Here is an 18,444-nt window from a genome sequence, read left to right on the forward strand (position 1 = left end):
ACCCAGCTGATGCTGGGTTTTTTGTTTTAACGTCCTCTGCTTTTAGCGACCGGCTCTGCGGATGGCTTGCGGGGTGAAGTCGTTGTAATCGAAGCGTTGGCTGAAATCATATCCAGCACCCTCTTCATTCGTTAAAGCACCGACGAGATAGCGACCGGATTGTAAGTCGTAGAAAGCTTCTGCGGCTGTCCAAGGCACTTGCACATCTCGGTATGGGAAGTGATGTGCCTCTCCAACTCTCCACAGCTCACCACGTCCATCATAATGATCGACAGTGGCAACCTGCCAAGTGTCTTCATCGATGAAAAACACACGCTTGGCGTAAACATGGCGTTGACCGTCTTTAAGCGTTGCTTCCACTTTCCACACTCGGTGAAGTTCGTAACGTGTCACATCAGGGTTGATATGACCTGCTTGTAAAATATCGCTGTATTTTAGTGAGCGGTCGGCTAGCTTAAAGCTGTTATACGGAATATAAAGCTCTTGCTTACCCACAAGGTTCCATTCGTAGCGATCAGGAGCTCCATTGAACATATCCAGGTTGTCCGTGGTACGTTGTCCATCAGTCGCCGTACCCGGGGCATCGTAGGCGATGTTAGGGGCTAAGCGAACGCGCCGTTGACCTGAGTTGTAGGTCCAGGCTTGTCGAGGTTGGGTAATCTGGTTCATTGTTTCGTGAACCAGCAGAATATTACCGGTTAAGCGAGCAGGTGCTGTGACCTCTTGAACGAAGTAAAACAAAATGTTGTCGTAGCGAGCATCCTCGCTGCCTGATTTTAGATACGAAGGCCAAGAGAGCTTCTCGTTAATCTTTACAGGCGTGAAGCTTCCGTTTGCTTGCACGGGAATTTGTGCAAAGTTACGCTCAAGAGCGCCCCCACGGTAACGTGTCATGTGATTCCAGATCACTTCAAGTCCGTTTGTGGGAATCGGGAAGGCAAAGGCCTCATCAAAGTTTGCGATGCCATTACCACCATCCACTAACCGCGCATTTGCCGCGTTATTCTTAGCTTTAGCGTAGATTGAATCCGGATAGGAAGCGGTTCGATGTGTCGGGTAGACCGGCATTCTAAACGTGTCTGGATAGCGTTTGAACATGGCGATCTGACCATCGGATAAGCGGTCTCGATATTGATCAACATTTGCCGCAGTAATCACAAACAAGGGTTGCTCGTTTGCAAATGGATTCGTGTGGCGATCATTACTTTGAGCGAGACCGCCCGTCCATTCAGGGATAGTGCCCTCAGCATTGCCCGCGCGTTCGGCGCCGACAGGGGTTAGATCTTGTCCAAGGCGATTGGGATCTGCGGATACATGTGCCGAAAGCAATAAGGCTAGGGCAGTGCTCAATATGAGCTTGGGTGTTCTCAAGCTTGTCATTATTATTCTCCAGCTGAAAGTTAGAACGCAACCGATGCGCTAAGTGAAATAAAATCTCGATCCTTGTCTGCATTGAAGGATCCACCAAAGAACGTGGTATAGGAGGCTCCAAAGCGATATTTGTTCATATAGTCAGCGGTAAGGCCCAAGTTAATGGCTTTTTCATTTTCGCGGAATGCAGCACCCGGTTCAGGCCCGTTCCCTTTAACGCCATGTCTAAAGTTCAGTTCGGGCGTTAAAGTGACACCCGCAAAGGCATTTGGATACTCTAGAGCGCCTCTGAGTACATAGCCGTAGGAGTTTTTGGTCACAAAACCGGAGGTATCTCCAGCCGCATAGCCATAAATGCCAGAGCGTCCGTATTTGAGCGCGTTGGCACTCTCATCTAGACCATGGACATGCGTCCATCCGAGTTCTGCGATGGTACTAAGACGGCTCGCGCCCAATACGTTATCATGGAACTTAATGAAGGTTGTTTGTGCCTGGGTTACATCAAACAGTCCGTAACCACGAATCGTACCGCCTGCACCCGCATTGCGGACTAAGGCATCGGCTGATGAGTTGCCAATACCTCCGGGTGCAAATTGGCGAAGGATGGCGCCGACAAGAAGAGGTCCATTGACTTGAATGGGCATGTCTTGCTTGTGACTGATTTCACCTGACCAAGCAATATCTCCTAGGTTTGTACTGAAGCTCAAACCGACCAAGCGTATTTTCTCGGGGTAATCGATAAAATAAGTGCTCCCAAAGGGGGCCGCTTGTGCGGCGGATGCTTGAGGCGTCAGTCCCGGTGGGAACGGAGGGCTCGGCAGAGCAGCCGGTAAGCCAGCGATGTCCTGAGCGGATATAGGGGTGTTTACACCACTAATCATTGGTAGTCGGCTGTGGTATTGCGTGTAGTAGAGGCCAAACTCGGTGTTGTTGAGGTTTTCAGCAAAATAACGAAGATTTAAACCAAACTGATCTTCATTCTTCGCTTCTCGGCGTCCATTCGGTGCGCGATACACAACAGGCGTATAGCTACTGATTTCAGAGAAAATCGGATTGACTGCGGCTAAGCCTGCCAATGGGGCAAACGGATTCAAATTATTGTAATAGATTTGGTCATTGATTCCAGCAAAGCCTGTCCCGGCACCTACACGTATTCCATCACAGCCTTGCGGTGCAAAGTCATTACTTGAAAAATACGTTCCACACCCATCAATAACTGTAGGCTCCCATTTTAGCTGATAAAAGCCCTCTATACTCAGGTTGTCCGTTAAACCCAGTGAGGCAAAGGCGCTGGCAAAAGGAAGTAGTCCTTCTTTAATTTCAGCGCCAGGTCTTCTGAACGCAGCAACATCCACTGGGTTGAACGAGTTAATTCCCCCTTGTATAAACGTACTTTCCCCCCAGTTAATCGCTTGTCGACCCAAGCGGATATCAAGCGGCATGCTGCCTAGATTAAAACCACCGTAGACATAGGCATCCAGCAGCTCCGCTCCAGCTGATTTGGCAAAGTTATTAAAATCACTGTCATTGAGTCGAGCATTTGGCGTATAGCCATTGGGTGCATGTCCGTGCGCTCGGCTGCCTTTTTTCAGTTCATAATCGTACCAATATTTGCCGCGAGCAAAAAAACCTAGGTTGTTATAACGAAGATCTAAGTCATGTACCCCTTTCACAACGGTTGAGAAGGGTTTTCCTTTCTTGAAGTTTTGGGTGCCGTCATCGTAGCTGCCTGAGCCACGGCTTGTACCGCCATTGGGTGGCGAGATTAAGCTTTGATCTGCATCTTTTAAGCGCACGCTTGTGCCAATCGAGAGATTAGAGTCAAATCGCCCTTGAATCTCTCCCAGTTGAAAATCAAGGCCATGGCTCTGTGCGCTGATGGATGCAGCGACAATGCCAGCCAAGATTGAGGGAGCAAAAAAGGGAGATGATTTAGAGAGAGTGCGGGCTTTTCGCTGATAGATAGTTGCCATTTCGTTCATTCCGCCTTGTTATTATTGTGTAACGCATGCTCAGTTGTTTGAAAAAAACACTAGAATCGGTCTAATCTATGGGTTATGTAAGTAATAACCTATTCTGATCTAGTCTCAGTAAAATACTAGTATATGACAATGACAAATTGCATCATAGAAAGTAACAAATACGTGCGAACAGGTTTGTGATGATGAGAGTCATCCGTTTATCAATAGAATAAGAGAGGCCAGTGTGGAAAAAACGATCACCGTTCCTGCAGGGTATGCAAATCATTTATTAAGTATGGCTGCAACGCAAGGGTTTGATATTGATGAACTACTTCGCCATGTTCAAATCAGTCGAACCGAATTGGAAACGGGAGCGGAGCTGCCCGCCCTAAAGTTTGGGTTGCTCTACCAACACATAATGTGGATTGCTCAAGATGAGTCATTCGGGATGCTGAGTGGAGGGCGTGTACCCAATGGCACTTTCCGCATGATGTGCCATTGCATTATTCATTGTAAAACTTTAGAACGAGCATTATGGCGTTGCAGCGACTTTTATGAAATTTGCAGAGGATCGCTGATTAAACCTGTATTGGTAAGAAAAGGTCGTTACGCTAAGATTTCATTTGCACCCACGGAAAATGTAACTGAAGACGACTTCCGTAGATTAATGGAGGATGAGGCTCCATTGCGAATTCGAACATCTTTATCCATGTGGCATCATTTCATCAGTTGGTTAATTGGCCGACGTTTAGAGCTTAAAGCCGCTTACTTTGGATTCTCGGATCCTAAAGAACAAGAGCAGTACAAAAAGCTGTTTCAATCAGAGGTTCGTTTTAATCAACATGAAAATGCCATTGTCTTTCCGGCAAAGTTTTTAGATTTACCAGTGGCACAAAATGAAGAAACCTTGCGAAGCTTTTTGAAAACGGCCCCCTATCAGCTAATTGTGATGGTTGATGATGATAAAAGTTTAAAAGCTCAAGTTGTGTCTATACTAGGTAAAGACTTTAGTCGGGAGTTGCCCACGGCGGAGGAGGTGGCTCATGCCTTACACATGTCCGTATCAACCCTACGCCGACGTTTGCTTGAAGAGGGAACATCTTATCAAAAAATCAAAGATGATGAGCGTAAAGTGGCAGCGATTAACTATATGAACTCACCTCAGCTTTCCATAAATGATATCGCTGGGCTTATGGGGTTCGATGAGCCTTCAGCGTTCTTTAGATCCTTTAAAAAATGGACTGGGATGACGCCGGGAGAGTATCGCAGAAGCGAAAACTATACGCAGCTCTACCAGTAGGGTAAGCAGCTCTGCTGGTCAGCGATTTTAAGTGCAGGGAGGTTAAAAATGCTGGTTAACTTTTTCGATCGTATCGTAATACCTGCATTTTTCTTAGATGTTGATCATAAAGTGATTGGATGGAATCCGGCAATGGAAGCGCTTTCCGGATTGAGTCGTGAGCAAATGTTAGGGACAAAGACTCAGTGGAAGGCATTTTATTCTGAGGAACGTCCGGTTTTGGCTGACTTGGTGTTAGAGGTTGATCTGAACGAGCAGCTTGAGCTGTATTATTCTGGGCGTTATGAGCACTGTGACGTTGTCTCTGGTGCGATTAGTGCGACCGATTATTTCCCGAATATGCCTCAAGGGCCAAAATGGATGTCGTTTTCCGCGTCAGTGGTTTATGACCAGTATGGAAATCGGTGTGGAGCCGTTGAAACGGTTATCGATATCACGGAGCAAAAGCACTTTGCAGCCTTGTTAATTAAGCGTGAGCGGCATTTTCGTGAACTCAGTATTACCGATCAGTTAACAGGCGTGTATAACTCTAGATACCTCCATCGGCAACTCCAAGAAGAGTTGTCCCGCTCATCGCGCTCAGGTCAAGTGTTCAGTATCTGCATGTTGGATTTGGATAACTTTAAAAATGTGAATGACCAATACGGTCATTTAGCCGGTGATGATGTGCTGCAGTTTTTTGCCAACATCATTAAAGAAAATTTACGTAAGCAAGATCGTGCCTTTCGGTTTGGCGGTGAGGAGTTCTTGATTCTCTTGCCCGATACCACGACTCAGAGTGCGTTTGTGGTGGCTGAGCGTATCCGTGAATCACTTGTCTTGCGACAACATTTTCTTGATACAGGGGTGAAGCCTGTTACCGTGAGCATAGGCATCACAGAGTACAAAGAAGGCGATCAAGAGACGACATTAGTGGGTCGAGCCGATAACGCACTTTATTCTGCAAAAGCGGCAGGAAAAAACTGTACTATTATCAGTGCTTAAGATATTATACGCAGGTCTTGAGCGAAACCGCCCTCAACTGATTTTTAAAAAGTTTAAAAAACATGTTGACAAGTTCGTAAAAGACTGTAAAATCTGCGCCCATCCTTAGGAGGGATGGCTGAGTGGTCGAAAGCACCGGTCTTGAAAACCGACGAGTCGAGAGGCTCCCAGGGTTCGAATCCCTGTCCCTCCGCCAAAGGATGAAACGCAGAAAAGTTGTTGTAAGAGTTGTTCCCTGATAGCTCAGTCGGTAGAGCAGTAGACTGTTAATCTATTGGTCGCAGGTTCGAGTCCTGCTCGGGGAGCCAACAACACACCAGTTTGTACATGATATGGGTCGTTAGCTCAGTCGGTAGAGCAGTTGGCTTTTAACCAATTGGTCGCAGGTTCGAATCCTGCACGACCCACCATTCATCACAACTTTCCCGTAAGGGGTCGTTAGCTCAGTCGGTAGAGCAGTTGGCTTTTAACCAATTGGTCGCAGGTTCGAATCCTGCACGACCCACCATTACTATTTTCTAGATTCAATACCAGTATTAAAACATTAATATATTATATTAATGTTAAATTGTTTGTTTTATTGAAATCATTTCTATGATTCTTATTTTAAATGCCTGCTTTGAGTAGAGCCGATGTGTTTATATCGACTCGGATTTCTCATATTCGATTGAATTGATGTACCAGTATCCTTCACCTTTTGGTGTGACCACAATAGCTTCGTCCCCAATACCCTTTTTAAGGAGTGCTCGAGCCATAGGAGAGTCGATCGAGATATAGCGCGGATCCATAAAAATTTCATCATAGCCGACGATTCTAAAGCGTCGAACCTCTTCATCATCGTTTTCAACTTCGACCCAGGCACCAAAAAACACTTGGCCTTCTTGTTCCGGGCTGTAGTCTACGACTTTCAAATTCTCGATGCAGCGGGTTAGGTAACGAATGCGCCTATCGATTTCTCTCAAGCGTTTTTTATTGTATTGATAATCAGCGTTTTCACTTCTATCCCCTAAGCTGGCCGCCCAGGTGACCTTTCGAGTGACCTCAGGGCGCTCTTCATACCAGAGCTGGTTCAGTTCATCTTTTAGTTTTTGAAAGCCTGTGCGTGTAATTAAAGGGGTTTTCATCATGTGCATCGATTAAAGAGTGGTTGGGGCGATCTGATGAGACCGTAAGGCGACATTCTACTGGATTTTTGTTTGGGCGAATAATTTTTTATGGGGGATGGTATGGACGGAGAGGGTGATATTTTACTTAAGCTTTGACGTAATTGGCCGATACATTCTGTATGTCTTTGGAGATGCAATGAATGTCGATAGAAAAAATTCAGGCCAATATTGAAACCTATACGTCGATACTGCCGCAAGCGGTTAGAAGTCCGAATAGTGCATCGTTTGGTTTTCTGTTGAGTTTGATTGCGTCCAATCAAGAAAGAGTCTTCCAGCCTGTGCCAGCTGCTTCGCAAGGTGAGTTCGCGCTGGCATCTGAATCAAAAAAGTATCCCCACCCTGACACCCTGTTTACGCACGAAATTGTGGGACGACTCAATCATTCGATTAATCATCATGAACGAGGCGAGTATGCCTATTTGGTGAGTCATTTAGATGTGCGTTCGCGCATGCCTGAATCTGGCAGTGCTGTTAATAATGATCGTTTTGCACAGTTAGGATTGGCTTCGCTCGGTGGTCAGATGTTAGCGCAGATAGAATACAGCCGAAAAAGCGACTTTCCCTCATTCAGCGCGGTGGCGTAAGCGTTAGTCGGTTTTCCATTCTATTTTTTCTTCGGTTCCATTTTCCAGTTTCCACCACTCGTCTGGGTTGTCGCCTTCTTGCCAACCTGATGCTATGCAGCGGACCTGAAGGTTTAAAGTCTTGGCGGCTTCACGAGCGCAGTCTAAGTCAACGGGCCAAGGTGTTTTGTCGGATTGGAACCAAACGCTAGACCAAGACTTCCCCAATGCCCGTTCATGAATCGCGACCTTAAAGGTGTGACCTTGATAGCTGGCACGCCAGGTGTGTAAAACCCCTTTGTTGCCTAGGCTGGTGAAGGTGTCAAAGCGTTGGCTAAGCCATTTAACAATATCAGCATGCTCGGCATTTTTGATGTAAATTTCAATGTCAGGATGGTGTGTTTGTGTTGTCATCGTCAGAATCCAGAAAGCGCAAAATTCTCAGTACACTCAGGCTAATGTAACCTATAGCGGCCAGTATCATACCGCCAATGAGTAGTATTAAGCCAGCTAAGGCAACAAGTTCTGCGGCTAAGTCATGCCAGATAAAGTACTGCGCATAGCCTATGATTAAAAGCCCTAGCATGAAAACACCAAAGCCAATTAAAAGCAGCATGAAGTTTTCTTTAGGGTTATCCGCACGCCGTTTTAACAGGTTTTTTAACGTTTGCCACGTAGGCTTAAGGTGTTTCATCGTTTTTGATACAGGCTAATCCGAATATCCACCGTGACCTCGAGCGATGCAAGTTGCATGAGGGCATATCGTCGTTCTGCTGTAAGTCTTTGCCCATGTGGGGTCATCATCAGCAAGTTTTCTAGGTTTGCGCTGCCCTGAATGTTGATAGGATAGGTGAGATTGATCGTTTCGATAGGTGTGAAATGATCAACGAGTTGGGCATCTGGGTTCAAGTCTGAGTCACGAACGTCTTTATAGATTAAGGCGCGTAACTCCCTTAAGTGATCGATTCCTGCCCAAACAACCATGAACAAGGCGCCTGGTTTTAATACTCTGGCGGTTGGTTCTGGCAAAAGGCGCGCAAAGATAAGTGTTGCTACATCAACTGACTCGGGCAGTAGAGGAATATCAGCGCCTGTTGCGACAAGCCATTGAATCGACGCGCTTCGGCGACAAGCACTGCGAATCGCTTCTTTGGAAATGTCGAGTCCAATGACGTTGGTGGGCAGACAAGCTGCTTTCAATTTAGACTCAATTAATTGTGTGTAATAGCCTTCACCGCAGCCTAAATCGAGTAGATTGAAGTGCATTGTTGGGCTGCTGGCCAGTTTTTCGCTAATCGTATCTGCAATCTTGACGGCAAGGGGTTCATAGAACCCTTGATCCAAAAATGCGCGTCTGGCCAATACCATCTCGGCGTTGTCGCCCGGTGCTTTTGAGCGCTTTCGTTGTGGCAGGAGCAGGTTCCAATAGCCCTGTCGTGCTTGATCAAAACGATGACCCTTAGAACAGCCTAAACCGGCTGGACGCTCCTCAGAAAAGAGCGCTAAGGGTTCTTGGCAAACGGGGCAGCGAAAAGGGATAGATTCCATTTACTTCAACAGCTTATTCAAGATGCGCTCATAAATGGATGACAGCGTGTCTAAATCGTCCGCTTTGACGCGCTCATCAATTTTATGAATGGTTGCGTTGACGGGGCCGAGTTCAACCACCTGTGCACCGGTTGGCGCGATAAAGCGCCCATCCGAAGTTCCACCTGCCGTTGAAAGTTCTGTGGCAAGTCCTGTTTCTTCTTGAATGGCGGCGTAAGCCGCATCGACTAAATCACCTGCGGCTGTCAAAAATGGGTGTCCAGATAGGCTCCAATCAATATGCCAATCGAGTTCGTGCCGCGTTAAAATTTCACTGACTCGGTCTTGTAGCGATTGTGCGGTGGACTCCGTCGAAAATCGAAAATTAAAGGCCACCGTTAGTGTGCCGGGTACAACGTTTGTGGCACCGGTACCTGCATGGATATTTGAAATCTGAAAACTGGTGGGTGGGAAAAAATCATTCCCTTCATCCCAAAGCGTTTGCGATAACTCAGCCAAGGCAGGCGCAGCGAGGTGTATGGGGTTTTTGACTAAGTGAGGGTAAGCCACGTGTCCTTGGATACCTTTGATGGTTAAGTCGCCACTGATCGATCCGCGTCGACCGTTCTTAATAACATCACCAACGTGGTTACTGCTAGAGGGCTCACCCACTATGCACCAAGTGATTTTTTCGTTTCTGGCTTCCAGGGTGTCGATGACACGCGTCGTACCGTTAATAAACGGGCCTTCTTCGTCGCTGGTAATTAGCAGCGCGATTGAGCCTTTTGGATCGGGATTTTCTGCGATAAAGCGCTCTAGGGCCGTTATAAATGCCGCAATGCTACCTTTCATGTCGGCGGCGCCACGCCCCCATAAATATCCATCTTTAAGGGTGGGTTCAAAAGGAGGGTAAGTCCACTGATCCTCCGGGCCGCTGGGGACAACGTCTGTGTGTCCTGCAAAACAAAAGACTGGGCCTTCACTGCCACGTCGTGCCCAAAGGTTGGTGACGTCTTCAAAGGGCATTGACTCAATGGTGAAACCTAAAGCCGTCAGACGTTCAATCAGCAGGGCTTGACAGCCTGCATCTTCAGGCGTGACGGATGGGCGACGAATTAAGTCTTGAGCCAATTCAAGTGTGGCAGAGATAGCGGGCATTTAAACGTCCTACAAATTAGTTGTGCTTGTGTAATTCAGCGTTAAGTTCGATTGCAGAGCGATTGGTTTTCACTTCAATCTGGCCATTTTGCGAGTTACGACGGAATAAAAGATCCGGCTTTCCTGCCAGTTCAGCGGCTTTGACAATCGCAACGGCTTGGTTTTGATCATCAAGAACAGTGACTTTTGATCCGCCCGTTACATACAGGCCTGCTTCGACTGTGCAACGATCCCCAAGTGGAAGGCCTAGGCCTGCGTTGGCGCCAATCAAGCAGTTTTCGCCGACAGAAATCACAACATTGTTTCCACCTGATAAGGTGCCCATGGTTGAGCAGCCGCCGCCTAAATCAGAACCATTACCGACGACAACACCTGCTGAGATCCGACCTTCAACCATGCTGACGCCCAGGGTTCCTGCATTGAAGTTGATAAATCCTTCGTGCATAACTGTTGTGCCTTCGCCAACATAAGCGCCTAAGCGGATGCGTGAAGCATCGCCAATACGGACACCTGCAGGGACGGCATAGTTAGTCATTTTAGGGAACTTGTCGACGGAGATAACATCCAGAACCCGTCCTTGTGCACGGGCAGAAAGCTGGCGTTTTGCTAACTCGTCCAGAGCGATGGCGCCTTCAGACGTCCAAGCAACGTTTGGTAAGAGTCCGAACATACCTGTCAAGTTGACGCCATGCGGTTTCACTAGACGGTTAGAAAGCAGGCTAAGCTTTAAGTACACTTCGGGCGTGCTTTGTGGCTCAGCGTCTGTTTCCAGAATGCAAAGCACAAGCGGCTGCTGGGTTCCTTCAAGGATCTCAGTGAGTTCAGCTTGTTGCTCGTTTTCAACTGACAAAAAAGCCGCTTCTAAGTGTTTGAGCTGAGATTCAGCCAGCTCAAGTGTTTGATTACCACCTGTATAATTGACAGCCTTAGCAACCGCCTGAATCAGCGCATCGTCTGCGTTCAGCAGAGGGGCGTAGTAATAGACTTCAAGCCATTGACCCGTCGCAGACTTGGTTCCAATTCCTAATCCAAAAGCAAAATTACTCATCGCAGACTCCATTAGTTAATTCGGTATAGGTTGTTTCTGAAAACCCTACATGGCAAATACCATGACCCTCTAATAGAGGGCGTTTGATCAATGTCGGGGATTCAAGCAGCAAGGCTTCTATGTCTTGAGGGCTTGCTGCATCACGTTTGTCGCTCGGCAATTGCCGCCAGGTTGTTCCGCGTTTATTGACCAATGTGTCAACGCCAATCTGCTCAATCCAGCGCTGAATGTGCTCGCTTGACAGGCCATCTTTTCTAAAGTCGTGGAATTGATACGCAATGTTCTGAGCATCAAGCCATTTACGTGCTTTGCGTACCGTATCGCAATTGCTAATACCATAGAGAGTTAACATGTACGTGTCCTTTTGATCACAGAGACTCAATGTAGCGACGAATACGTGTTGCCGCCTCTACGCATTCATCTACTTCAGCCACCAATGCCATGCGCACATAGCCGCTTCCGGGATTAATACCATCCACTTCGCGGGATAAGTAGCTTCCGGGCAATAGGGTTAAGTTCTGATCTGCCAAGATACCTTTGCTGAACAGGGTGTCATCCGTCGGTGTTTTCGCCCAAAGATAAAAGCTGGCCTCGGGGCGTGTGAGCGTCATCACGGGCGCTAGAATGTCGATCACTGCATCAAATTTTTGACGGTATTGATTACGATTGTCCAAAACGTGTTGTTCATCTTTCCACGCAGCAATAGAAGCGATTTGGTGTTGCACGGGCATTGAACAGCCATGGTAGGTTCTGTATTGCAAGAACGGCATAATCAGTTTTGAATCGCCGGCAATAAACCCTGAGCGCATTCCGGGTAGATTAGAGCGCTTGGATAAACTGTGAAAAACAACACACTTGTTATAATCATGGCGTCCAAGTTGAGCGCAGGCTTCCAACAACCCGGCTGGAGGTTGGCTTTCATCTAAATAAATCTCAGAATAGCACTCATCCGATGCCAAAATGAAATCATACTGGTCTGCCAGTGCCACCAGTTTTTTGAGTGTTTCAATCGAATGCACCGCACCTGTTGGGTTGCCAGGTGAGCAAATGAATAGAATTTGGCAACGTTCCCATACGTCAGCCGGGACGGCATCATAATCAGGTATAAAGTCTGTTTCTGCGGTGCAATTTAAATACCAAGGCTCAGCACCTGCAAGATAGGCCGCGCCTTCGTATATTTGGTAAAAAGGGTTGGGCGAAACCACCAAGGCATTGGGTTTGCGATCAATGGCGGCTTGAGCAAAGGCAAAAATGGCTTCACGTGTTCCATTAACGGGAAGTACGTGCTGCTCTGGATCAAGACTGCCAGCCAACAGGCTAAAGCGTCGTTCAGCCCAGGATGCGATCGCTTGGCGCAGTGCCAGCACCCCCTTGGTCGTCGGATAAGTGGATAATCCAGACAGGTTTTGAATGATGGCCTCAGCAACGAAGCCAGGTGCTGGATGTTTAGGTTCACCAATTCCGAGCGAAATATGGGCAAGCTCGGAGTTTGGGAGGACATCCGCCGTCAGGCTAGCCAACTTCTCAAAAGGGTAGGGGTGAAGTTTGTTCAGATCGTGATTCATAGTAAATCCTGTATTTTCTGTACAAAAGCAAGGGGATTATCTGCCTGACAAGGGGCATTAGTATACCCCAAGGCTACGCATGAACCAATTCTGACGTGTTTTTCTACGGATGAATTTCGAGTAAGGTTAAGCCTATCTGGTCTCGGCTTGGCCCGTTTTGCGTTGCACGGAATTTTTTTGCATTACAGGCGGTTGTGCTACGACGGTTTTTAACTTTGGCTACAGAATGTAGAGGTAAACAGGTATGAGTGTTCTGGTGAAGTGGCCTGAAAAGCAAATGTGCGTGTCTGATACGGATTTGAGTGAAGCGGTTAAGGCGGTTGAAGCGGCTTTTGCCAAAACACTTGAAAGCTTGAGAGTGGATATTGGCCTGAGCGAAATGGTTGAAAAACTCTATGTGCCCATGTGTGCATGGATTGTGCATTGGAAGGAGCAAAAAAAAGGGCCTCTCGTATTGGGTATCAATGGTGCCCAAGGGGCGGGTAAGTCGACACTGTTTAACTTATTGGAAGTCACCTTGACCGAAGCCTTTGGTTTGCGGGTGGTGGGCTTTTCATTAGATGACTTATACAAAGTGCGATCCGAGCGTGAGTATTTGTCGCAAAGTGTGCATCCCTTGCTCAAGACGCGCGGTGTTCCCGGAACCCATGATGTCGCCTTGGGAATTGAAATCATTGAGTCACTTGTTCAGGCCGAGCCGACCACCGTCACGAAGATTCCGGTATTTGACAAGTCCATAGATGATCGCTGTTCTTCAGCTGTTTGGCAGGAATGGACAGGCTCTGCCGATATTATTGTGTTTGAGGGATGGTGCGTGGGTGCTATTGCCCAAGACGATGACGCACTAAAAACGCCTGTGAACCGTTTAGAGGAGGAAGAGGATGCCGAGGGCATTTGGCGTGCATATGTTAATCATCATCTTAAAACCGACTATGCACAGCTCTTTGCGAAAATTGATCTGATGTTAATGCTGCAGGTCCCAAGTATGCAGTCCGTATTTGAGTGGCGTTCATTGCAAGAAAAAAAGCTGGCGGAGCGTATGCGCTATATTCACGACACGCAGCAGCCGACGGATCATCTCAGAATTATGGATGAGGAAGAAATTGTGCGTTTTATTCAACACTATGAGCGTTTGACGCGCTTTATGCTGTCGGAGATGCCAGCCAGGGCTGATTTAACATTAAGGCTCAATTCGAATCATAAAATTGATGATATTCGAATTAATAAATGGATACGCCAATGACGGCGCATCCCATTCGAGCATAACCAAAAGGCGCTGTTAGATCGGAAAGAGTGCCGTTGTGGCTAAACTGAAAAAGGCTTTGTTGATGGTTCGGTTGGTTTTGTCCGAAATAATGCGAGCCATCATGTCTTGATGGGCAATCATCTTTCCGAACAGTCGCTCGAAACTCAGATTAAAAATGCCGTCGTCGCTGATACCATTGGTCAACAAGAAGGGCTCACCAGACGGGAGTTTTAAATGGCTTAAGCGCCAAATGATAATTTCAAGATTGCGTGCGCTGTTGTAAAGTTTTTGCTGATCCAGAGAGTCGAATAAATAAAACTCGTCCTGATAATTGTAAGACGCGTGAAACATACCGCTGATCCCAATCATTAAAGCAAACACGCGGTCGCCTGTGAAATCCGGATCAAAAACTAACGGAAAACTATCGACGCCGTATCGATAGAAAAGCTCTGGATGGTTGATAACCCTAGGAGAGTTAAAGAGTAAGGCGAGGCGGTCATCAATGGATGTTCCCGCTGGCGCCTTGGCTAATTCGCGTGGATTGCGCTGGTAAAGCTTAATGGTGAGCTCACGCGACAAACGATTAATTTCATCAATGTGTGCGTCGGCCACTAAATCTATGTCAGATTTCGCAAGATTTTTAATGTAAAAGGGGCGATCCCCTGCCGGGGTGCTGCAGCCTGTTAAGGTTATGATGCACATAAGGGTTAGGCTTTGGAAAAGACATTTTATCTGAATCATTGGCGGCTCGCGGGTTGTAGCGGAAAGTGAAGCCCTTCAGTTGCAGGGGCATCTTCATAGGGAATCTCAATCTCAATGCCACCTGATAGTAGCGCTTCAATGCTGGGCGCATCGATATCAACTCCCTTGAAGAGACTGGCACTGGCGCGAATACCACCAATATTCCTGAACTGCGTTGATTGGGTAATCAAATGTTGATAGCGGGGTGAAATATTGACATAGATCTCGACTCTATGCCCCTCTCGGCTGAGTTGAAAGCCGATGACTTTACCGACGCTGATGCCGCGATAAAAAAGCTTACTGTTTTGATTGAGTGACCCAAGAGAAGGGGCTGTTAAAACCAAGTTTAGGCCCGGTTGCGGCTGGAATACCGGCGCTTCCGTCAGGGCGACAAAGTGCGTTTGTGAGTTTTCCCCTAAACCCGGTGCAACGCTAACGTGATTGCCAAACACCAGCCCCGTGGGGTTTTGAATACCCGAAAGACCAATTTGAGGTGTTTCAATCCAGAAGCGTGTCCCTTGTCGCGCTAAAAAGAAACCCTGTTCGAATAGAAGCGCGCGCGCAAAAAGACTGCCATCGGATCCAGACAGTTCGACAGAGACTATTTCGCCAACGGGTTGATTTCGGAATCGAATCTGGCTTCCAGCCAGTAAGCTGGGACCCGGAGGGAACTCCAAGGTGATCGCCAATGTATTACTAAGACTCTCTGCCTCTGAATTAAACAGGGTGAATATTTGGCCTGCCTGAGCCGATGAACCGTCCGTCGTATCAAATGCAATTCCGCCAGATATCAGTGGTTTAAGCCCATCGGTTTCGAACGAAAATCCAGACTGTAAGTTAAAGCTGGAACGAATACCGCTGACATTCCAAAAACGTGAGTCGCGTTTGACGAGTGAGCTGTAGCGCTGACGTAAACTTGCATAAATCGTGACAGAGTGATCAGAGGTGTTCAGTTGATAGCCTGTTACTTGTCCAACTTTAATCCCTTTGAATAAAATCGGTGAGCCGCTTTGGATAGAGCCAAGGCTGTCTGCACGTAATCTGAATGAAATACCCTCAAAGCCAGCCGGTTGATAGGCCAGATCATCCCGCGAGCTTTCGAGGTCGGGGTAGAGCGGAAATCTATCTCCATTCACGGCCGCTTTAGGTGTACCAAAGGCGGGTGAGTCAAAATGAATCCCACCGGTTAAGATCGACATTAAAGAGCCCACTCGCACCGAAAAATCAGGGAGGTTGCTGTCAATTTCGATGCCACTGGCATTCCAAAAACGAGAGCGCTCTGTGACCCAAGCGGTGAATTCGGGTTGGATGTAGACATCGATCAACACCTCTTCACCTGAGGGGGAGAGACTGTATTCGATCACACGACCTGCTTCTATGTTTCTGAAATACACAGGGGACCCTGTTTGAATCGAACGGGCACTGTCGGTATAGAGTGTGATATAGAGTCCTTGCTCATCGCGCTCCGGAGGCGGTGGCGAAGTGAGGGCTGTAAAACTCCGTTTTGACTCACCTTCAGCGGGCTGTATGCCAATGTAATAACCCGATATGAGTGTTTCGAGACCGCTGACGCCGGATAGGGACACTTGAGGCTTTACAAGCCAGAATAAAGTGTTGTCGGTGAGCATATCCTCGGTGTTGATATTCATTTCTATAAGGGCTGTGATGCTTTGCAAGTCTTCGTTGAGTGTCAGTTGACGAATTTCACCTGCTGGCAGTCCTTTGTACATGACGCGGGTTTTCCCCGCTTCCAAACCTTCGGCTGAGTCAAATACAACAGAAATCATGATGCCCGACTCAGTATAGCTTTTATACACCAGCCAGCCAGCAATTATGGCGGCCAATAGAGGAAGGAGCCATACCACAGAAGGGCCCCGATGTTGTCGAATAACAGCCCGATTTGGGGGCGTGGTTGTATCTGAATCTGTCATTCTGAGTCAGTTCCCGAATGTTTATCCCATATTAAGCGGGTATCGAACGCATTGGCGGCAAGCATTGTGAAGATGACAACACCTGCGAATGCGGTTGCACCCAGTTGGCCACTGATTTGGGCTAAATTGCCCATTTGAACCAACGCCACCAAAACCGCAACCACAAAAATATCGAGCATCGACCAGCGGCCTATCCAGTGTACCATTCTAAACATCATCATTTTCTGCTGCATGTTGGTCGTCAAGCCAAATTGAAGGGTGACGAGCATAATCAACAAGCCAATAATCTTGCCGACAGGGATTAAAATGCTGGCAGCAAGCACGACAAAGGCAATGCCATACATCCCTAAATTGATGAGTTCGATCACACCTCCCAGTATAGTGGCAGGTTCGCCACGGCCAAGGCTGGTAATCATCATAATGGGCAGCATGTTGGCAGGGACAAGTAAAAAGGTGCTGGTTAATAACAGTGCCCAGGTTAAGGGCATGGCGTTGGGTTTGCGTAGATGCAATGCCGAGCCGCAGCGTTGGCAGTGCGTGTGTTGTTCAGATTGTTTCCAGAGTGCGTGGCAGTCATGGCAGCTGAGCAAGCCTTGAGATGCTGCAGATTGTCCGGTGTTAATCATGATCAGCCTCTGCAATTTTATGCCAGAACAGGTCGGTGTCGAGCATTGATGAACTCATTGTGGTCACTAAGATTAACGCGCCCAAGCAAAAAATTCCGATGCCTGGAACAAGGGTCGCCATCGATACTAGCTTGATGACTGACACCAGTACACCGACTAAATAGACCTCGAGCATCCCCCATTCATCAAGGTGTTGATAGCTGCGAAGCGCAAAGCGCCTTGCGGGCAATCGAATTGAAAATTGCAATGAAAAGCTGACCCAGAACAGCAGCAGCAGTTTGCAAGCAGGCACAAGAATCGTAAACATGAAGACAAGAACAGCCAAGGGCCACAAGCCATCATAGTAAAAGCCCATGGCGCTTGAAAAAATTGTTTGGGATTGAGTGCGCCCCATGAGTTCTAATGTGAGGAGCGGGAAAAGATTGGCTGGAAAGATTAAGATCATGCCAGCAATGGATAAGGCCAGTGTGCGTTCAATGCTATTGTGACGAGCGGAAATAAGCGTCGACCCACAGCGAGGGCACTTGGCTTTTTGGCTGTCCAGTATAACAGGCCGCTCCAAGAGTAGATCGCATTCATTGCAGGCGATCAAATGCTCAGTGTCCGTGATTTTGTCCATTTACATTCAACATGTCAGCCTTAACTCATCAAAATCAAGCGCGGTATGGTTAGTGTTGGCGTTGCCAAAGAGGGAGCGCTTACATTTAAGAAACCTTTTCTCGCCATTGCAACTCGCCAATTTGCACGTTTAGCCAATCAAAGCCAATGCGTTTGGCGACAGCGGATGCACCGTCTAAGCTTTTGAACTCTCGCTCCGAGTTAGCCCTTTGAAGATTGAGCGTAATCACTTCTTTGTCTTTGGTAATAAATTTGAGAGTCCATCCTCGTGACATAGAGACAGGAATAGCCTGACACGACTCAAAGACGCCTGCCTTAAAAAGCAATCGTATTTCCTTTTCTTGCATGATTAAAAGCCTATCTCGAATGCTCTAAATTAATTTATGACTATTTTAAAGAACTTATTGATAGCTTGCAAATTAAAATAGATTTTTGTGTCTATTTAAGTATTTGATTTTAAATGCTATTTATGGTCTTTGTAAAATGTATTTAGAGATTTTTATGTGGGTAAGGTAATGAATAACAAGATGTTTTTGCGCTACGTGTTTGATTAAAAATAGATTTTGAGTGATCTTAATTGTTTTTTGACTATTCAATTTCTATTTAAAAAATATTGTTTTAAATATTTGATGGTCTGAT

Annotated in this window: 19 protein-coding genes and 4 tRNA genes; 8 read left to right on the top strand and 15 right to left on the bottom strand. The window is 47.1% G+C overall.

Translation table 11 applies throughout. The features are described 5' to 3' along the window. Positions 1–42: 42 nt before the first annotated feature. Together F5971_RS14635 and F5971_RS14640 are read right to left on the bottom strand one after the other, a co-directional pair. Positions 43–1,380, bottom strand: coding sequence for a DUF1329 domain-containing protein (locus tag F5971_RS14635; protein ID WP_081763726.1), 1,338 nt, complete (start codon positions 1,378–1,380; stop codon positions 43–45). Positions 1,381–1,400: 20 nt separating this feature from the next. Then, complete coding sequence (locus F5971_RS14640; RefSeq protein ID WP_193495668.1) at positions 1,401–3,344, bottom strand: DUF1302 domain-containing protein; 1,944 nt, start codon at positions 3,342–3,344, stop codon at positions 1,401–1,403. Positions 3,345–3,576: 232 nt separating this feature from the next. Here F5971_RS14640 and F5971_RS14645 point away from each other — a divergent pair, with 232 nt between their 5' ends. From F5971_RS14645 to F5971_RS14670, 6 genes are all read left to right on the top strand, one after another. Next, the gene (locus tag F5971_RS14645; protein ID WP_036508372.1) at positions 3,577–4,632 is read left to right on the top strand and encodes an AraC family transcriptional regulator; all 1,056 of its coding nucleotides are present in this window, start codon (positions 3,577–3,579) and stop codon (positions 4,630–4,632) included. A 48-nt stretch (positions 4,633–4,680) separates the two neighbouring features. Further along, entirely contained in the window at positions 4,681–5,616 is a 936-nt protein-coding gene (locus tag F5971_RS14650; protein WP_051514186.1) for a sensor domain-containing diguanylate cyclase, read from the top strand. Between the two features lie 108 nt (positions 5,617–5,724). Next, positions 5,725–5,812, top strand: a tRNA-Ser gene (locus F5971_RS14655). Positions 5,813–5,848: 36 nt separating this feature from the next. Continuing rightward, a tRNA-Asn gene (locus tag F5971_RS14660) sits at positions 5,849–5,924 on the top strand. Between the two features lie 26 nt (positions 5,925–5,950). Beyond that, positions 5,951–6,026 (top strand) — tRNA-Lys (locus F5971_RS14665). Between the two features lie 22 nt (positions 6,027–6,048). Then, positions 6,049–6,124 (top strand) — tRNA-Lys (locus tag F5971_RS14670). A gap of 130 nt (positions 6,125–6,254) precedes the next feature. On the opposite strand, the gene greB is transcribed toward F5971_RS14670, so the two are convergent. Next, positions 6,255–6,743, bottom strand: a complete 489-nt coding sequence (gene greB, locus F5971_RS14675) for a transcription elongation factor GreB (RefSeq protein WP_343042649.1) — start codon at positions 6,741–6,743, stop codon at positions 6,255–6,257. A 179-nt stretch (positions 6,744–6,922) separates the two neighbouring features. Here greB and F5971_RS14680 point away from each other — a divergent pair, with 179 nt between their 5' ends. Next, a complete protein-coding gene (locus F5971_RS14680) occupies positions 6,923–7,366 on the top strand; it encodes a hypothetical protein (protein ID WP_193495670.1) in 444 nt (147 codons plus the stop codon). A 3-nt stretch (positions 7,367–7,369) separates the two neighbouring features. On the opposite strand, the gene F5971_RS14685 is transcribed toward F5971_RS14680, so the two are convergent. The 7 genes from F5971_RS14685 to dapC form a co-directional block, all read right to left on the bottom strand. Continuing rightward, entirely contained in the window at positions 7,370–7,759 is a 390-nt protein-coding gene (locus tag F5971_RS14685; RefSeq protein ID WP_036508381.1) for a hypothetical protein, read from the bottom strand. Next, positions 7,734–7,961, bottom strand: coding sequence for a hypothetical protein (locus F5971_RS14690; protein ID WP_246187816.1), 228 nt, complete (start codon positions 7,959–7,961; stop codon positions 7,734–7,736). The genes F5971_RS14685 and F5971_RS14690 overlap by 26 nt, the downstream gene beginning before the upstream one ends. 74 nt (positions 7,962–8,035) lie before the next feature. Further along, complete coding sequence (locus F5971_RS14695) at positions 8,036–8,893, bottom strand: putative RNA methyltransferase (RefSeq protein ID WP_193495675.1); 858 nt, start codon at positions 8,891–8,893, stop codon at positions 8,036–8,038. Next, positions 8,894–10,030: a succinyl-diaminopimelate desuccinylase gene (gene dapE / locus F5971_RS14700; protein WP_223116335.1), complete on the bottom strand. Its 1,137-nt coding sequence runs from the start codon at positions 10,028–10,030 to the stop codon at positions 8,894–8,896. It abuts the gene before it with no gap. A gap of 16 nt (positions 10,031–10,046) precedes the next feature. Further along, on the bottom strand, positions 10,047–11,078 hold the full coding sequence (dapD, locus tag F5971_RS14705; RefSeq protein ID WP_036508387.1) for a 2,3,4,5-tetrahydropyridine-2,6-dicarboxylate N-succinyltransferase: 1,032 nt from the start codon (positions 11,076–11,078) through the stop codon (positions 10,047–10,049). After that, positions 11,071–11,430: an ArsC family reductase gene (locus tag F5971_RS14710; RefSeq protein WP_036508389.1), complete on the bottom strand. Its 360-nt coding sequence runs from the start codon at positions 11,428–11,430 to the stop codon at positions 11,071–11,073. The genes dapD and F5971_RS14710 overlap by 8 nt, the downstream gene beginning before the upstream one ends. Before the next feature lie 16 nt (positions 11,431–11,446). Next, entirely contained in the window at positions 11,447–12,643 is a 1,197-nt protein-coding gene (gene dapC, locus F5971_RS14715; protein ID WP_193495678.1) for a succinyldiaminopimelate transaminase, read from the bottom strand. A 244-nt stretch (positions 12,644–12,887) separates the two neighbouring features. Here dapC and F5971_RS14720 point away from each other — a divergent pair, with 244 nt between their 5' ends. Continuing rightward, positions 12,888–13,886, top strand: a complete 999-nt coding sequence (locus tag F5971_RS14720; protein WP_036508391.1) for a hypothetical protein — start codon at positions 12,888–12,890, stop codon at positions 13,884–13,886. Between the two features lie 36 nt (positions 13,887–13,922). Here the strand turns inward: F5971_RS14720 and F5971_RS14725 are convergent, their stop codons facing one another. The 5 genes from F5971_RS14725 to F5971_RS14745 form a co-directional block, all read right to left on the bottom strand. Next, complete coding sequence (locus F5971_RS14725) at positions 13,923–14,630, bottom strand: hypothetical protein (RefSeq protein WP_246187817.1); 708 nt, start codon at positions 14,628–14,630, stop codon at positions 13,923–13,925. Further along, positions 14,627–16,561 (bottom strand): PqiB family protein, encoded by a 1,935-nt coding sequence (locus F5971_RS14730; RefSeq protein ID WP_193495680.1) that lies wholly within the window; start codon positions 16,559–16,561, stop codon positions 14,627–14,629. The genes F5971_RS14725 and F5971_RS14730 overlap by 4 nt, the downstream gene beginning before the upstream one ends. Continuing rightward, positions 16,558–17,187, bottom strand: coding sequence for a paraquat-inducible protein A (locus tag F5971_RS14735; RefSeq protein ID WP_036508397.1), 630 nt, complete (start codon positions 17,185–17,187; stop codon positions 16,558–16,560). The genes F5971_RS14730 and F5971_RS14735 overlap by 4 nt, the downstream gene beginning before the upstream one ends. Further along, complete coding sequence (locus F5971_RS14740) at positions 17,180–17,806, bottom strand: paraquat-inducible protein A (RefSeq protein WP_193495683.1); 627 nt, start codon at positions 17,804–17,806, stop codon at positions 17,180–17,182. Before F5971_RS14740 ends, F5971_RS14735 begins: the two co-directional genes overlap by 8 nt. 85 nt (positions 17,807–17,891) lie before the next feature. Then, on the bottom strand, positions 17,892–18,152 hold the full coding sequence (locus tag F5971_RS14745) for a hypothetical protein (protein ID WP_036508402.1): 261 nt from the start codon (positions 18,150–18,152) through the stop codon (positions 17,892–17,894). Positions 18,153–18,444 lie beyond the last annotated feature (292 nt).

Source organism: Nitrincola alkalisediminis, assembly GCF_009821115.1.
Classification (GTDB): domain Bacteria; phylum Pseudomonadota; class Gammaproteobacteria; order Pseudomonadales; family Balneatricaceae; genus Nitrincola; species Nitrincola alkalisediminis.

Bases quoted from the DNA above. Each gene is read 5' to 3' on its own strand.
- F5971_RS14730 (WP_193495680.1), bottom strand. From the start codon at position 16,561: ATGACAGATTCAGATACAACCACGCCCCCAAATCGGGCTGTTATTCGA.
- F5971_RS14735 (WP_036508397.1), bottom strand. From the start codon at position 17,187: ATGATTAACACCGGACAATCTGCAGCATCTCAAGGCTTGCTCAGCTGC.
- dapE (WP_223116335.1), bottom strand. From the start codon at position 10,030: ATGCCCGCTATCTCTGCCACACTTGAATTGGCTCAAGACTTAATTCGT.
- F5971_RS14680 (WP_193495670.1), top strand. From the start codon at position 6,923: ATGTCGATAGAAAAAATTCAGGCCAATATTGAAACCTATACGTCGATA.
- F5971_RS14650 (WP_051514186.1), top strand. From the start codon at position 4,681: ATGCTGGTTAACTTTTTCGATCGTATCGTAATACCTGCATTTTTCTTA.
- F5971_RS14745 (WP_036508402.1), bottom strand. From the start codon at position 18,152: ATGCAAGAAAAGGAAATACGATTGCTTTTTAAGGCAGGCGTCTTTGAG.
- F5971_RS14725 (WP_246187817.1), bottom strand. From the start codon at position 14,630: ATGATTCAGATAAAATGTCTTTTCCAAAGCCTAACCCTTATGTGCATC.
- greB (WP_343042649.1), bottom strand. From the start codon at position 6,743: ATGATGAAAACCCCTTTAATTACACGCACAGGCTTTCAAAAACTAAAA.
- F5971_RS14640 (WP_193495668.1), bottom strand. From the start codon at position 3,344: ATGGCAACTATCTATCAGCGAAAAGCCCGCACTCTCTCTAAATCATCT.
- dapC (WP_193495678.1), bottom strand. From the start codon at position 12,643: ATGAATCACGATCTGAACAAACTTCACCCCTACCCTTTTGAGAAGTTG.
- F5971_RS14710 (WP_036508389.1), bottom strand. From the start codon at position 11,430: ATGTTAACTCTCTATGGTATTAGCAATTGCGATACGGTACGCAAAGCA.
- dapD (WP_036508387.1), bottom strand. From the start codon at position 11,078: ATGAGTAATTTTGCTTTTGGATTAGGAATTGGAACCAAGTCTGCGACG.
- F5971_RS14720 (WP_036508391.1), top strand. From the start codon at position 12,888: ATGAGTGTTCTGGTGAAGTGGCCTGAAAAGCAAATGTGCGTGTCTGAT.
- F5971_RS14695 (WP_193495675.1), bottom strand. From the start codon at position 8,893: ATGGAATCTATCCCTTTTCGCTGCCCCGTTTGCCAAGAACCCTTAGCG.
- F5971_RS14685 (WP_036508381.1), bottom strand. From the start codon at position 7,759: ATGACAACACAAACACACCATCCTGACATTGAAATTTACATCAAAAAT.
- F5971_RS14740 (WP_193495683.1), bottom strand. From the start codon at position 17,806: ATGGACAAAATCACGGACACTGAGCATTTGATCGCCTGCAATGAATGC.
- F5971_RS14690 (WP_246187816.1), bottom strand. From the start codon at position 7,961: ATGCTGCTTTTAATTGGCTTTGGTGTTTTCATGCTAGGGCTTTTAATC.
- F5971_RS14635 (WP_081763726.1), bottom strand. From the start codon at position 1,380: ATGACAAGCTTGAGAACACCCAAGCTCATATTGAGCACTGCCCTAGCC.